Origin of the sequence: [Lactobacillus] rogosae (assembly GCA_900112995.1) — a bacterium.
GTDB lineage: Bacteria > Bacillota > Clostridia > Lachnospirales > Lachnospiraceae > Lachnospira > Lachnospira rogosae.
Window position 1 is genome coordinate 66,294 of record FONU01000011.1, and the last position, 16,238, is coordinate 82,531.

Genomic DNA, 16,238 nt, shown 5'->3' on the forward strand with positions numbered 1-16,238 from the left:
TTAACACTTACATTATATTAAAAAAGTCCCTTTGTTTATGTTTTATATTCATAAACAAGGGGGCTTTTTGTTGTGCAATATAAAAGGAATGTGTTATGCTATCAAGGTTATTAAGTGAATTGCAGCAGATTGAGCTGATTCATATATGTCAGGAGAGCTTGGTTTATGTTTTTTAGTAGAAGAAAGAATGATGATTTGTCAGAAAAGCTGGTTAAACTGGTTGTTCCGATAGCAATACAGCAGTTTATGTTGGCACTTGTAAGTGCCACAGATGCGGTTATGTTGGGATTTGTGGACCAGACCTCGTTGTCTGCAGCTTCACTTGCCGGACAGATACAGTTTGTGCTTAATCTGTTTATAGCAGGGATAACAGCAGGCTCAGGAATAATGATTTCACAGTACTGGGGAAAGAAGGACATAAAAGCTATTGAAAAGGTCATGCCGGTGGCTTTATATGCTAATCTGCTGTCAGGCGGCATATTCACTATTCTTGCGCTTCTCATACCTGAGGGACTTATAAGGATATTCACTAACGAACCGGAGCTTATTGCAAGCGGTACACTATATATCAGGGCGGTAGCCTTATCTTATGTGCTGTGTGCAGTATCGCAGGTATATCTGATTCTTCTTAAGAATACAGGAAGGGCGGCTCAAAGCTCTGTTATCAGCTCATCAGCAGTTGCTGTTAATATAGTCTGCAATGCTGTCCTTATATTTGGCTTGTTTGGTATGCCACGTCTTGGCATACGTGGAGCGGCTTATGCAACTGTAATATCGAGAGTGATAGAGCTTGTATGGGCATATATTGTAGTTAACAAAGACAGGATTGCCGCTTTGGAATGGAAAGGAATTATTCATACAGATAAAGCACTGACAAGAGATTTCTGGTATTACACAACACCTGTGCTATGTGCCTCCTTAGTGTGGGGCATTGCATTTGTATTATACTCAGTTATACTTGGACATATGGGAAGTGATGCTGTTGCAGCGAATTCCATAGCCAGTATAGTAAAGAGCATGGTGCAGTGCGTTATAAGGGGTGTTAGTGCCGGGGCAGGAATTATTATAGGTAATCTTCTAGGAGCAGGTAAGCTTGATAAAGCCAGGAAATATGGTGGAAGAATTACAAGACTGTCAATAGCCATTGGGATAATAACAGGTCTGCTTCTTATCGTTGTAGCTCCGGTTGTATCGCGTGCAGCCCCTATGTCAGATACAGCGAAGGGGTATCTTGGCTTTATGCTGATAGTCCTCGGCATTAATCTGATGGGGCAGTCGGTGAATACAACTGTTCTGGATGGGATATTCTGTGCCGGAGGTGATGCAAAGTTTGATATGAAGGGGAATATTGGTGCAATGTGGTGCTTTGCGGTTCCGCTTGGCTTTATAGCAGCATTTGTATTCAATGCACCAGTCTGGCTTGTATATATCATAATAAGCCTGGATGAGCTGGTAAAGCTCCCGGCAGTATATATACATTATAAGAAGTATATCTGGGTAAGAAATATTACAAGATAAAACATTAGTGAAAAATACCAGGGATAGTTGTTTCTATTTAAAAAAGTCAGTGGGTATGTTATAATACTTCCATATTGGATTTTAATTGTCACGCAGGAGGAATGGTGATGGCTGATATTGATGAGCTTAAAAAGAAACTTGAAGATGGATGGATAAAGGGTGAACCTTATGTATTTGTAAGTTATGCAAGTAAGGATAAAGAGAAGGTTTATGAATTTGTATATGAACTTAGAAAACGTGGAATTAATGTATATATAGATATAGAACTTCAGGAGAATATTTCTAAGAACTGGTTACAGAATATTAAGGAGCGTTTATATGATGTTGATTGTGTTGCTATGATTTCATTTCTTAGTCTTAACTATTTCCGTAGTTATGCCTGCCTTATAGAACAGCTTGTAACACGTTCAGAGGATTTAAAGATGGAAAAAGGCAAGTATCTTGAGAATTTTTATATTGCATTGGATGATAATATGTCTACAATACAAAAAATGGAAGATGCAGTGTATAATAATACAGTTGCAAAAGAAAGTCAGAGTATGGCAATAAAGATGGTTCCAGAGGAAGTAAATGTCCTTAAAGATGTCATGGAAGATAATATTGCAGTAAAGAGCAAGTTAAAGAAAGATGTCAGGTCAACTATAGATGGTTTGAATACAGCACATAGAGTTGCGATAAGTATGCTTAGTTATATTTTTAAAGAGTCAAGCTATAGTATTCAGAAATATGGAACAGCTGGTGATTGTGCACAGTTAATGTATAACAATTTTACTAATGATAAGAATGACAAAATTAATATTGATGTATTGGAGGAACTTAAAGAAAAGTACATCAATGCTTCATCATCTGCCACAACTACATCATCTACAGCAAGTCAGAGCAGTGCTTCTGCACCAGCCGTTAAGAATAATACTACAGAAGCTGACATTGAGAATAATAGAACTTCTGATAATATTCAGAGTACAGAGAATAACAATGTGGCAAATAATAATGATACAAATAGCGATGAAATAAACAGCAATGATATTATTGGCGATGAAAACAACACAGCAATAGACAGCGTTGCTACAGATGACCTTGCCACATCAACAGACAACATCAACACAACTGATAACAGCAGGACAAGACAGGCTACAAGTACAGGTGATATCAGATTTACGCTTTATGGCAAGGAGTATGAGCTTAATCAGTCAGATATGATGCTTACATTTTTTGCACACGTTCTTAATAAACATCAGGATATTGTGGACGAACTTCCTTCGTATAATGGGATGAACTGCGTATCTGATGTTGATTATAGTCTTTCTGAGAATCGTAAGGCAGATATGCCTACATATTTCAGAAGTTGTGAATTCTTTGAATTCGCTAATGGAAGCCATATATGCGTTGGAACATCATATTCAGTAGTAGACAAGTTAAAGAAAATGGCACTTCTGCTTAATATATGTGGTGAAAGCCCAGAGATATTCAGCTCAGAACAGGTTGAACTTCCAGCGGTAAAGGTCAGAGGTGGTTCTTCTGCTGGCGGCAAGGGAAGTGGAGCACTTGTGAAATTCAGCGTATATGGTAATGAATACGCGCAGAACCAGACAGATATGCTTGGAACAATATGCAGTTCTGTTATAGCTAAGCACCCAGACAAGTTAGAGGAAGCAGCAGATGCTTTATTATGTATTGATGTTAAAGATTATACAGATGTTGCTAAAGAAGACAGACCAGTATATTTCTCATTAATGAACAGATATGAAGTAAATGGTACAGCTTATAGTGTTGGTGGAAGCTTCGGAATGAAAGAAAAGCTTAAAATGATTGCTAAATTACTTATAATGTGCGACGAAAGCAAGGATATAATTGATATAGAAGACTATGAGATACCAGATGTAAAGGTTAAGGCGGCTGCAGGCACTAAGAAGAAAATTAATTACTTTGATTAATTGGAAGTATTACAAGATAGGAGTAGTTTTATGTTTGATGTAGCAGTAGAACAGATAGTAAAGGTAAAACCGCCTAAGACAGCAGTTGTTTATAAGGCATTGCTTATAATAGGTTGTATTGTGGCGGCTACAACCATACCACAGACAAGAACATTTGGAATAATTGTGCTTGCATTATTTGCGGTGATGACATTTTTGGTATTCCAGTATTATAATGCAGAGCTTGAGTATTCGATAGTGGATGATACGCTTACGATTGATAGGATTATGGCAAAATCAGCAAGAAAAAGATGTGGTGTGTATACACTTTCAAGAGCAAAGCTTGTGGCAAGAGCTGATTCGCAGGATGCACTCCGTATGAACCATATGGACGTTAAGACTTATGATTATTCAGTTGGTGCAAGCAACCACGATTCGGTTGTCATATATGCTTATAATGAACATAACGAACTGGTCAGGGTATTTGTATATCCTGATGAACGTATTCTTCACAGCATACAAAATGTTGTTGAAAAAGATGTGTTTAAAGTTATTGACTTTTAAAAAATGCTCTGATACAATTCTAATATTATAAACAAAAGGAATATGATAGAACGTTTATCAGATTTCTCCACACAGAAATGTCCGAATTAAGTATTCGGATTTTTTTGTACCAAGAATTGCGTTATTATGCGCATATAACTTAATTATTTTATTCACAGGAAAGCGAGGACAAAGGAAAATGGGTACAATTATTGGTGAGGGCATTACATTTGACGATGTGTTATTAGTTCCACAGTATTCAGAAGTAACACCTAATATGATCGATTTAACAACTAATCTTACAAAGAATATTAAGCTTAATATTCCTTTGATGAGTGCAGGTATGGACACAGTTACTGAACATAGAATGGCAATCGCTATGGCAAGACAGGGTGGTATAGGTATTATCCACAAGAATATGTCAGTTGAGCAGCAGGCAGAGGAAGTTGATAAGGTAAAAAGATCAGAGAATGGAGTAATTACAGATCCATTTTTCTTACATCCAGATAATACATTACAGGAAGCTAACGAACTTATGGGTAAGTTCAGAATTTCTGGTGTTCCTATCACAGATGATGATAGAAAGCTTGTTGGTATTATTACTAACAGAGATCTTAAATTTGAAGAAGATTTCTCAAGACCAATTAAGGAATGTATGACAAGCGAGAATCTTGTAACAGCTCCAGTTGGAATTACTCTTGAAGAAGCTAAGAAGATCCTTGGCAAGGCAAGAAAAGAAAAGCTTCCAATCGTTGATGATGAATTCAAGTTAAGAGGGCTTATTACAATAAAGGATATTGAGAAGTCTATTAAGTATCCTGCGTCTGCACATGATTCACAGGGAAGACTTCTTGCAGGTGCTGCAGTTGGTATTACAGCCAATGTTATGGATAGAGTTCAGGCTCTTGTTGATGCAAGTGTTGACTGTATTGTAATTGATTCAGCACATGGTCACTCTAAGAATATTATTACAACATTAAAGAATATCAAGTCAGCATTCCCTGATTTACAGGTAATCGCTGGTAACATTGCTACAGGTGCAGCTGCTAAGGCACTTTGCGAAGCTGGTGTAGATGCAGTTAAGGTTGGTATAGGACCTGGTTCTATCTGTACAACAAGAGTTGTTGCTGGTATTGGTGTACCTCAGGTAACAGCAGTTATGGATGCTTATGCAGAAGCTAAGAAGTTCGGTATTCCAGTTATCGCTGATGGTGGTATCAAGTTCTCAGGTGATATTGTTAAGGCTATTGCTGCCGGTGGTAGTGTATGTATGCTCGGAAGTCTTCTTGCAGGCTGTGATGAAGCTCCTGGTTCATTTGAGTTATTCCAGGGAAGAAAGTATAAAGTATATAGAGGTATGGGTTCTATCGCTGCTATGGAGAACGGAAGCAAGGACAGATACTTCCAGACAGGTGCTAAGAAGCTTGTTCCAGAAGGTGTTGAAGGACGTGTTGCATATAAGGGACTTGTTGAAGATACAATATTCCAGCTTATGGGAGGTCTTCGTTCAGGTATGGGTTATTGTGGAGCACCTACAATTCCATTGCTTCAGGAGACAGGTAAGTTTATTAAGATGTCATCTGCTGCATTAAGAGAGAGTCATCCACACGATATTCATATCACTAAGGAAGCCCCTAACTACTCAGTAGAGAACGCTTAATATAAAGCTGTTATTATAAACAGATTAGAATAATAGATATTTAATCAACCCCGGCATTAATTAATTTTAATGCTGGGGTTGTTTGTGCGTCAATTTTAGTGTATTATCTTTGGGATATTAAATGTGAAATATGCACAAGTTGTATATGATAAATGTGGCAAATTGAATAAACTGTCTAAACAATTAAACTGATAAGCGTTTATAAGTGAAAATAAAATCCGATAATAAGTGTTTATAAGTGAAAATTGATGTTGCTAATATATGTTTTCTTGATGTATAATAATCTTACAGTAAAATTGTATGAATAATGTATTTATAGAAGGTTATGCACAAGGAGAAGAGGTATGCAGGATAAGATGATTAACAAGTATATTGCTAAGAATCATTCTGGATCTGTATTTACTGACAATGAATTGCAGGTTATCAAGGATGGTAATATAGATGATATGGTTACAACATTTCTTGATATGAATACAGAATATTATAATAAGCAGATGCAGAGTGTTTTAAAGGTATTTACACAGTTTATGAGCACTGAGATTGAACTTGAGAGAATAATATATCAGAAGGAATTTGATGGTAAATTTGTCGGCTGTCAGATTATGGATGGAGATATAGATGTATTCTTAGGGATAGCGGGTGAAGATGCTGACCTTCTTTGTGTTGCATCTACATTTTCCCAGGAAGATATGAATAAGTTTGATGCAGATGCTTATGATGCAATATGCGAACTTATTAATATTATTAATGGTGCATATGCGACTAAGCTCAGTTATGAAGAGATAGAGGTGTCTTTACACCCACCGGTATTTTATCAGGATACACAGATTAAAGCTGATAATGGAATGTATGTAGTTACATTTAATATGAAAGGACATAGATTTAATCTGCTTATGGTTGCGGATGATAAAGTTAAGCTTAATGTATAAAAATATATGTACATAATTAAGGCGTATTACAGAAGCTGAAGTTGTTAATAATTATCAGTCAATTATTGTTGGTTGTTGAATGATTATAGATATATTGTATTTGTAGTTGATTACAGATACTAAATGCTTCTGCACAAGCCGGGTGGTTAATTATAGACATATGGAACGGAGGAATATTATGGCGAAGATTTTGATAGTAGATGATTCTAAGACTTCAAGAAAGTTCTTAAGAAATATGCTTGAACAGGCTGGACACGAGATTGTTGCAGAGGCTGTTAACGGAGCAGAAGGCGTTGAAAAGTTCAGAATATACAGACCGGATATAACAACTATGGACATTACAATGCCGGTTCTTGGCGGAATAGATGCAGTTAAGGATATTATAGAGATAGACCCTGATGCCAAGATTATTATGGTAACAGCGGCAGGACAGAAGGCTAATATGATAGAGGCTCTTAAGAAAGGAGCGGCTGATTTTATACAGAAGCCTTTTGATATGGACGTGATTGTTAATACAATTGAAAAGGTTATGGAAGAATAGATGTACAATTATAGATTACAACTTCAATATGATGGTGGGAGATATGACGGCTGGGTCAGAATGGGCAAGGACTCCAATTCTAACACTATAGAATGTAAGATTAAAGAGATAATTCAGAAGATGACAGGTGAAGATATTGATATATATGTTGGATGCAGGACAGAAAAAGGTGTTCATGCACTTAATCAGACAGCTAATTTCAAGCTTAATGATAAGTACCAGCCTGTAGAGGTTAAGAATTACCTTAACAGATATCTTCCAAGGGATATAGCTGTTAATCGCGTGGAATTAGTAGATGAAAGATTTCATAGCCAGCTTAATGCGAGGGAGAAGACATATGTATACAAGATAGATATGGCTAATGTAGCGAATGTATTTACAAGAAAGTATGCTTATCATACATTTGATATTCCGGATATTAAGGCTATGAAGCAGGCAGCTTTTTATATGATTGGAAAGCATGATTTTAAAGCATTTACTACTGCGAAGAAGAGCAAGTCTACAGTAAGGGATATCAAAGATGTAGAGATAACTACAGATGGAGACAGTTGTGAGATAAGAATAACAGCAGATGATTTCCTTCATAATATGGCAAGATATATGATTGGTATGCTTCTTGATGTAGGAAGCGGACTTAAGAAGGTGGAAGATGTAGAGAATATTATGGCTGGCAAGGATGTTGTTATGTCACTTCCAGCTGAGAGCTATGGACTTTTCCTTGAAAGTGTTTTATACTAAATAGATGATTTTATTAAAGAATCTCGGATTTCGGGATTCTTTTCTTGTTACTTTATAATAATACATTTTATGAAGCAGAATTTAACAGGAATGGAGAATATAATGAAGACCATAATTGAACTTATGACAGATGAATTTAAGAAAGCATTTGCAGAATGTGGATATTCAGAAGAATACGCAAGAATTACTATATCTAACAGACCTGACTTATGCGAATTCCAGTGCAATGGCGCGATGGCAGCAGCTAAGACTTATAAAAAAGCTCCATTTGTTATTGCAGATGAGATAGTTGCAAAGCTTACATCTAATGGTATGTTTGACACAATTGAAAGTGTTAAGCCAGGATTTATCAATATAAAGGTAAGTGCTGGATATCTTTCAGATTATCTTAATAAGATGTCAGAAGATGATAAGTACGGATATGAGAACAGCGAGGAAGCTAAGACTGTAATAGTGGATTATGGTGGAGCTAATGCAGCTAAGCCATTACATGTAGGACATTTAAGATCTGCTGTAATTGGTGAGAGTGTTAAGAGAATTAACAGATACGCAGGCAACAATACAATAGGTGATGTACACCTTGGAGACTGGGGACTTCAGATGGGTCTTATTATAGAGGAGTTAAGGGACAGAAAGCCTGAACTTCCATATTTTGATGAGGCGTATACAGGAGAGTATCCAAGTGAACCCCCATTTACGATATCAGAGCTTGAACAGATATATCCGGCGGCAAGTGCTAAGTCTAAGGAAGATGAAGAATTCGCTAAGAGAGCACACGAATCCACACTTAAGCTTCAGAGCGGGGACAGAGCATGCACAGCAATATGGAAGCATATTATGAATGTTTCCAAGAAGGATTTAAAGAAGAATTATGATAATCTTAATGTATCATTTGACTTATGGAAGGGTGAAAGTGATGCACAGCCATATATTAAAGATATGGTTGATAAGATGGTTGAAGATGGAATTGCCTATGAAAGCCAGGGAGCTACAGTAGTAGATATTGCAGAGCCAACAGATACTAAGGAACTTCCTCCTTGCATAGTAAGAAAGTCAGACGGTGCGGCACTTTATGCTACATCAGATCTTGCAACTATTGTTGAGAGAGAGAAGTTATATAAGCCGGATACATACATTTATCTCGCTGATAAAAGACAGGAGCTTCATTTTACTCAGGTATTCAGAACAGCTAAGAAGGCTGGAATTGTAAGACCAGATGCAGATATGAGATTTGTTGGTTTTGGTACTATGAATGGAAAGGATGGCAAGCCATTTAAGACACGTTCAGGTGGTGTTATGCGTCTTGAACATCTTATATCTGATATTAATGAAGTTATTCTTAATAAGATTAAAGAGAACCGTTCAATGACGGATGAAGAAGCTGATAATATATCTAAGATTGTGGGTCTTGCTGCACTTAAGTATGGTGATTTATCTAATCAGGCATCTAAAGATTATGTATTTGATGTAGATAGATTTGCTTCATTTGAAGGTAATACAGGTCCTTATATTTTGTATACAATAGTAAGAATAAAGTCTATTCTTGCAAAGTATAAGGAAACAGGCGTAAGTGTTGGTGATCTTACAATACTGCCTTCAAAAGAACAGTCAGAGAAGGCTTTATCACTTGCACTTATTAAGTTCTCAGATGTTATAGATGGAGCATACAAGGATAATGCACCTCACAAGATATGCCAGTATATATATGAGGTTTCTAACTCATTTAACGGATTTTATCATAACACAAAGATTCTTGCAGAAGAGGATAAGAAACAGCAGGAAAGCTATATTGCATTAATCACACTTACTAAAGAGATACTTGAAACTTGTATTGATTTATTAGGTATACAGTGTCCTGACAGAATGTAGAGATTGGAGATATTATATGAAGTTATTATCATTTGCAATTCCATGTTATAATTCAGCAGCATATATGGAAAAATGTATCAAATCATGCCTTGCAGGTGGTGACGATGTAGAGATAATAATTGTTGATGATGGTTCAACAAAAGATGATACATTAAAGATTGCCAAGGAATATGAAGCAAAATATCCTAACATAGTCAAGGCTGTACATCAGGAGAATGGTGGACATGGGCAGGCTGTTAATACAGGTCTTGCCAATGCCACAGGGATGTTCTTTAAGGTTGTAGACAGCGATGACTGGGTTGATGTTAAAAGCTATAAGAAGATATTAACTAAGCTTAAGAGCTTTGTTGAGGAAGATGACCTACCAGATATGCTTATTGCGAATTATGTATATGAAAAGGTTGGTGCTAAGAGAAAGAAAGTCATTCACTATGAGAATGCACTTCCAGTTGACAGAATGTTTGGATGGGATGAGATGGGACACTTCAAGGTAGACCAGTATATTCTTATGCACTCAGTAATATACAGAACACAGCTTATAAAGGAATTCGGTCTGAAGCTTCCTGAGCATACATTTTATGTAGATAATATATTTGTATTTGAGCCATTGCCGGTTGTTCAGAAAATGTACTATATGAATGTTAATTTCTACAGATATTTTATTGGAAGGGAAGACCAGTCAGTTAATGAAACAGTTATGATTTCAAGAATTGACCAGCAGTTAAGAGTTACAAGACGTCTTATAGATTCATATCTTGGCAATAAGCCTGTCAATGAAAGATGCAGAAAGTATATGGTGACATATCTTAGAATTATGATGGAAGTATCATCAATATTCCTGATTATATCAGGCACAGATGAGAACCTTGTTAAGAAAAAGGAACTTTGGAAGTATGTTAAGGATTCAGATTCCAAGCTCTATAAAGAGTTAAGATACAGCATACTTGGCAATACAGTTAATCTTCCGGGCAAAGTCGGCAGAGGAATATCTAAGACTGGTTATAAAGTAATGAATAAGCTTATTGGATTTAATTAAAATGGCGTGTGCAGAAATGAGGGAATACTATGATATTAGATTTGTTTAAACTTGACGGAAAAGTAGCAGTTGTCACAGGTGCTAACACAGGTCTAGGACAGGGAATGGCAGTAGCTTTAGCTCAGGCAGGAGCTAAGGTTCTTGGCGTTGCAAGACGTTCCTGCGAAGATACTAAGAATAAGATAGAAGCAGATGGCGGCGTGTTCGCAGAGGTTATAGCTGACCTTTCAGATATGGCTTCAATAGATGTAGTTATGAAAGCAGCGATTGATACATATGGCAGAGTGGATATTCTTGTTAATAATGCGGGAATTATTAAAAGACAGGATGCAATTGAATTCACAGAGGAGAATTGGGATTCGGTAATTCAGGTTAATCAGAAAATGGTATTCTTCTTAAGTCAGGCATTTGCCAAGCAGCTTATGAAGCAGGGAGAAGGCGGAAAGATAATTAATGTATGCTCTATGCTTTCATATCAGGGTGGAATAAGAGTTCCGTCATACACAGCAAGCAAGAGTGCAATTATAGGCTTAACAAGAGCGTTAGCCAATGAATGGGCAAAGTATAACATTAATGTAAATGGAATTGCACCAGGATATATGGCAACTAATAACACAGCACAGTTAAGAGATGATGCCGACAGAAGCGAAGCTATTCTTGACAGAATTCCAGCAGGCAGATGGGGCACACCACAAGATATGGAAGGTGCAGTAATATACCTTGCATCTAAAGCCTCAGACTACGTCAACGGCTTTACCCTGGCAGTAGACGGCGGCTGGTTGGCAAGATAAAACAAAAAATTATGAAATAGCTATTAAAAGAGCTTTCCAATTAAAGGAAAGCTCTTTTTTGCTTATAGACTTAGACTTATATACCAAAATGGGACTTATAGGACAAAATGTGTTGATAAAAACCGCAACTAAAAAACAGGCAGACTTTAACGAAGTTTAGATGTTAAAGTCTGCCTGTTTCCTCATAATTAAACATATTTAATCCGTGTCGATATCTCCCTTTATTTGGTAAGCACATTTTTAAAATATTTTAACATAAACATTTTACGATAATTATTTAGTATTCGCATAATTTCGCTAATTACATTTTACATTCTGCCATACTCAGTTGTGTAGCTTTACTATATTGCAAGCTGGGTGCTTTTGCAGCCGTCGACACTTAGCGGCTGTATTTTAGCCGCTTACGTGTTACAAGCAGCGAGAGCGTGCCCAGCGGTAATATAGTAAAACTACACAACGTCCGTATGAGCCTAGTACACTATCCTGCACTTATTTCTATCTACATGCTCCATAATAAATCCGCCCACATTCTTCTTGATATTCTCAGGCATATCATTACTATTAAGCATTACAACCATTTGCTTCCCGTTAAACAACATATAATATCCATATTTGAAATATACAGTTGTGAATTGTTCCCATTCGTAAGTATATATTAAATTATGGTCTGGGATATCAGCAAGTATCGCGTTATCCATTAATGTTATTGTGCAGGGAGCATCTTCTGATGAATCTCTGTGCTTCAAGTGGTAATTAACGCTTGATTTGAACTGGAATGCAAATATGTATATAGGATAGAACCAGCATATTGCATATATAATTAATAAAAATGTGTTGTATCTGCCAGAGGCAAGCATAATTATTGAGATAACGGCAGGAACCCACGAAAGTATAAGTTCGACAGGGTTTCTTAAAAATCTGTTCCAGAATACAATCTTTTTGTAATCATTGCCTGAAGCTTTCAGGGTAGTATTATATTTGTAAATATTATCCATAAATTCTCCTGTTCTTACATAGTAATGTGCTGCAATATTTTAATTAAGTGTTCTGCATATACCAGTTGGAAAACACTTGCAGAATGAGTTTATAAAATCTGCATAAAAACATAATATTCATAATATCACGCATAGTTTAATAAAACAATTAAAAATTGCATTTCATTTCGTATGTAATTTAAAAAATATATAAAAACAGTTCCCAAACTGGTATAAATATTATATAATTAGTCTATGTAAAACATTCTGGAGGCAGGAGTTTTGGGAGAGACTAATAAGAAGTTTGAAGTGTTGTCAGAATTGATAGAAAGCCTTGAGTCAAGAGATACATTTCAGCATACAGTAGAACTAATATTACATAAGACTATAGCATACATTAATGCTGATTGTATTGCATTGCTTCAGAAGGGTTCAGATGATGAATGGACAGTAATTGCATCTGAGGGTGAATGTATAGAGGAAGCTAAGAAATGCGATGTTATGGCACTGAATGGTGAGAACAGCATAAGCGTTCCTATTAGGATTAATGACATAGATGCTATGCATTTTGTCATATATGATAAGAACAATATAAAGCTATGGTCCGATAATGAGGACAATATGCATTTTATATATGATGTTACAGGTATTATTCAGAGTATTGCCCAGATGAGAGTAACTAATAATTCACTGCTTTCATCATATGAAGTCTTAAAGGATATTCTTAATAACATAGGTTCAGGTATTATTGTATGTGATACTGCTACAGGCAATATTCTGTTTGAGAATAAGGTGGCGGCTGAGTCGAAGGAGATTAAAGATACAATAAAAGAATGTATGCAGGATATTCTTGTACCGACAGAAGAAGATGTAGAGAAGACACTTGAAGAATATATTAATAATGCTGAGGGCAATAATATTGATGGATATTATGATTTTTCTGATTATACAAGAGAATACATAAGACCTGTGGAGAAGTATAATGCTGAGTCAGGTCTGTGGTTTGAAGTAAGATTTACCAAGCTTATATGGATAGATGCAAGTGAGGTGATTGTATGTACAGCTTCTGATATAACACAGAAGAAAAAGAATCAGCAGAAGATTGAATTTCAGGCACATAACGATTTCCTTACCGGTCTTTATAATCGTATGAAGTGTGAGTCAGACTTAAAGACTATAATTAACGAAGCTGTAAGAGATGGTGTTAAGGGGGCGGTTTTGTTTATCGACCTTGATGATTTCAAGCACATTAATGATGGTCTTGGACACCAGTATGGAGATATTCTTTTACAGCAGATTGCGGCAGGACTTCAGAGTATAGTAGGTCTTAGAGGCAGATGTTACAGAATGGGTGGTGACGAATTTGTTGCCATAGTAATGCCTGATATGTTCCTTGAATTAGAGAGAATTGCCAATAAGGTTAAAGAGATATTTAACAAACCGTGGTATCTTATGGAGACAGAATATTTCTGTACTATGAGTATGGGTATTGCGGTATTTCCAGATGACAGCAAAGATGTACACGAGATTATCAGAATGGCTGATATAGCAATGTATGAGTCTAAGAAGAATGGTAAGAATGGATATTCTTTTTATGATGTGTGCAACAAACAGAATTCTGTAAGACGCCTTGATATTGAAAATAATATGCGGCAGGCTGTTGCGACAGGAATTGATGAATTTGTTGTATTCTACCAGCCTGTAGTTGATATTAACACAGAGGAATGTGCATCGTGTGAAGCACTGGTAAGATGGGACAGTAAGTCGCTTGGATTTATGGGTCCGGGTGATTTTATTCCGCTTGCTGAATATCTTGGACTTATAACTTCAATTGGTGATTATGTTCTTGAGGAAGCCTGCAGACAGTGCAGATACTGGAATGAACATGGTATGCCGGATTTCCATATCAATGTTAATCTGTCGGTTGTCCAGCTTCTTCAGAAAGATATAGTAGATACAGTAGCTAAAGTGCTTAAGAAGACAGGAGTTAATCCTAGGAATATCGTGCTGGAGATTACAGAGAGCTTTGCTATTAATGATATGGACAGGGTTCTTAATATAATTAATGGCATAAGGGAATTAGGACCAAAGATAGCTCTTGATGATTTCGGTACAGGATATTCATCACTTAACTACATTAAACAGCTTCCTTTTGATATTATTAAAGTTGACAAGACATTTATTGATGATATAACGGAAGATGAGTATGCACAGGCATTCATTAAGCTTATAGTTGAATTGTCTGCTACTATAGGAACTAAGATAGTTGTAGAAGGTGTTGAGGATAAGAGCCAGTTGGATATATTAAGAGAGCTGGGTGTTGACTTCATACAGGGATACTATTATGGTAAACCTGAACCTGCTTACGAGTTTGAAAGATTAAATTTTAAGGGGAGGATTAATATATGAGAATGTTGATTAAGAACGGAAGAGTTATTGACCCTGCAAGTAACACTGATGACATTAGGGATATTCTTGTTGAAGATGGGGTTATAGCAGAAGTGGCAAAGGATATTGACAAGGCAGCAGATACAGTTATTGATGCTAAGGGCTGTATGGTTATGCCAGGACTTGTGGATTTACATGTACATTTCAGAGAACCAGGCTTTGAACATAAGGAAACAATAAGAACTGGTGCAAGAGCTGCGGCAAGAGGTGGATTTACAACAGTGTGTCCAATGCCTAATACTAAGCCTGCAATTGACAGCGTTGAGATGGTTGAATACATAAAGAATAAGTCAGAAGAAGTAACAGATATTAATATTCTTCCTATAGCAGCTATGACAGCAGGTCAGGACGGAGAGTATATAACTGATTATGAGAGGCTTTATGAGGAAGGAGCTGTAGCAGTAAGCGAGGATGGGAAGTCTGTTATGAATGCTAGAGTAGCAAGACAGGCTATGAGGCTTGCGGCAGAAGTAGGAATACCGGTATTTGCACATTGTGAAGATAAGGATCTTGCAGCAAGGGGAGTTATGAATGCCGGCAATAAAGCAAGAGAACTTGGATTTTACGGAATTATGAATTCTGTAGAAGATATTATGGTGGCAAGAGATTTACTCCTTGCTAAGAATACGGGTGCCAAGCTTCATATATGCCATGTTTCAACAGAGGACAGCGTAAGAATGATAGCGGCAGCCAAGAAAGAAGGTCTTGATGTTACAGCAGAGGTAACGCCACACCATTTAACACTTACAGAAGATGATATTAATGAAGATGATGCTAACTACAAGGTTAATCCGCCATTAAGAACTAATAAGGATAAAGATATGCTTATTAAGGGCCTTAAGGACGGAACAATAGACATAATTGCAACAGACCACGCACCACATCATCTTACAGAGAAAGACAGAGGTTTTGTAGAAGCACCATTTGGAATATCAGGTCTTGAAACAGCTGTTGCTATTATAATGACAGATCTTGTTAAGAAAAATGTTATTACACCTCTTGAGATGGCAGATAAGATGAGTTATACACCTGCTAAGATTATCGGTATAGACAAGGGAACACTTCTTGTTGGCAAGACTGCTGATATTACTATAATTGATCCGGATGCAGAGTATGTTATAGACAGTAAGACATTTGCTTCAAGAGGCAAGAACACTCCATTTAACGGCAAGAAGGTAAGTGGTGAGATTAAGTATACAATAGCTGGTGGTAAGATTGTATATTCTAATATCAACGGAACAGAAGTTATTATTGATAAAGATGTTCCAAAGTTGTAAT

The 16,238-nt window shown here is 36.6% G+C and carries 13 protein-coding genes; 12 read left to right on the forward strand and 1 reads right to left on the reverse strand.

All coding sequences use genetic code 11. The annotated features are described in order from the left end of the window. Positions 1 to 165 precede the first annotated feature (165 nt). The 10 genes from BM157_RS05740 (at position 166) to kduD (ending at position 11,538) form a co-directional block, all read left to right on the forward strand. Positions 166 to 1,518, forward strand: coding sequence for an MATE family efflux transporter (locus BM157_RS05740; protein WP_090140277.1), 1,353 nt, complete (start codon positions 166 to 168; stop codon positions 1,516 to 1,518). A gap of 107 nt (positions 1,519 to 1,625) precedes the next feature. Then, entirely contained in the window at positions 1,626 to 3,452 is a 1,827-nt protein-coding gene (locus BM157_RS05745) for a toll/interleukin-1 receptor domain-containing protein (protein WP_318255829.1), read from the forward strand. Between the two features lie 30 nt (positions 3,453 to 3,482). Beyond that, positions 3,483 to 3,995 carry a hypothetical protein gene (locus tag BM157_RS05750; protein ID WP_055176345.1) on the forward strand — a complete coding sequence of 171 codons (513 nt, stop codon included), beginning with the start codon at positions 3,483 to 3,485 and terminating at the stop codon, positions 3,993 to 3,995. A gap of 178 nt (positions 3,996 to 4,173) precedes the next feature. After that, positions 4,174 to 5,634 (forward strand): IMP dehydrogenase, encoded by a 1,461-nt coding sequence (gene guaB / locus BM157_RS05755; RefSeq protein ID WP_022501564.1) that lies wholly within the window; start codon positions 4,174 to 4,176, stop codon positions 5,632 to 5,634. Between the two features lie 344 nt (positions 5,635 to 5,978). Continuing rightward, the gene (locus BM157_RS05760; protein WP_022501563.1) at positions 5,979 to 6,563 is read left to right on the forward strand and encodes a chemotaxis protein CheX; all 585 of its coding nucleotides are present in this window, start codon (positions 5,979 to 5,981) and stop codon (positions 6,561 to 6,563) included. 178 nt (positions 6,564 to 6,741) lie between these two features. After that, complete coding sequence (locus BM157_RS05765; protein ID WP_022501562.1) at positions 6,742 to 7,104, forward strand: response regulator; 363 nt, start codon at positions 6,742 to 6,744, stop codon at positions 7,102 to 7,104. After that, positions 7,105 to 7,842, forward strand: a complete 738-nt coding sequence (truA, locus tag BM157_RS05770; protein ID WP_055176342.1) for a tRNA pseudouridine(38-40) synthase TruA — start codon at positions 7,105 to 7,107, stop codon at positions 7,840 to 7,842. It begins immediately after the preceding gene. A gap of 102 nt (positions 7,843 to 7,944) precedes the next feature. Further along, entirely contained in the window at positions 7,945 to 9,711 is a 1,767-nt protein-coding gene (gene argS / locus BM157_RS05775) for an arginine--tRNA ligase (protein WP_022501560.1), read from the forward strand. A gap of 16 nt (positions 9,712 to 9,727) precedes the next feature. Next, on the forward strand, positions 9,728 to 10,747 hold the full coding sequence (locus tag BM157_RS05780; protein ID WP_022501559.1) for a glycosyltransferase family 2 protein: 1,020 nt from the start codon (positions 9,728 to 9,730) through the stop codon (positions 10,745 to 10,747). Positions 10,748 to 10,776: 29 nt separating this feature from the next. Beyond that, a complete protein-coding gene (kduD, locus tag BM157_RS05785; RefSeq protein ID WP_090140282.1) occupies positions 10,777 to 11,538 on the forward strand; it encodes a 2-dehydro-3-deoxy-D-gluconate 5-dehydrogenase KduD in 762 nt (253 codons plus the stop codon). 470 nt (positions 11,539 to 12,008) lie between these two features. Here kduD and BM157_RS05790 read toward each other — a convergent pair whose 3' ends face one another. Beyond that, positions 12,009 to 12,533 carry a hypothetical protein gene (locus tag BM157_RS05790; protein ID WP_055176336.1) on the reverse strand — a complete coding sequence of 175 codons (525 nt, stop codon included), beginning with the start codon at positions 12,531 to 12,533 and terminating at the stop codon, positions 12,009 to 12,011. 261 nt (positions 12,534 to 12,794) lie between these two features. On the opposite strand from BM157_RS05790, the gene BM157_RS05795 reads away from it, so the two are divergent. Further along, positions 12,795 to 14,921: a putative bifunctional diguanylate cyclase/phosphodiesterase gene (locus BM157_RS05795; protein WP_318255830.1), complete on the forward strand. Its 2,127-nt coding sequence runs from the start codon at positions 12,795 to 12,797 to the stop codon at positions 14,919 to 14,921. Continuing rightward, positions 14,918 to 16,237 carry a dihydroorotase gene (locus BM157_RS05800; protein WP_022501555.1) on the forward strand — a complete coding sequence of 440 codons (1,320 nt, stop codon included), beginning with the start codon at positions 14,918 to 14,920 and terminating at the stop codon, positions 16,235 to 16,237. The genes BM157_RS05795 and BM157_RS05800 overlap by 4 nt, the downstream gene beginning before the upstream one ends. The last annotated feature ends 1 nt before the right edge of the window (position 16,238 follow it).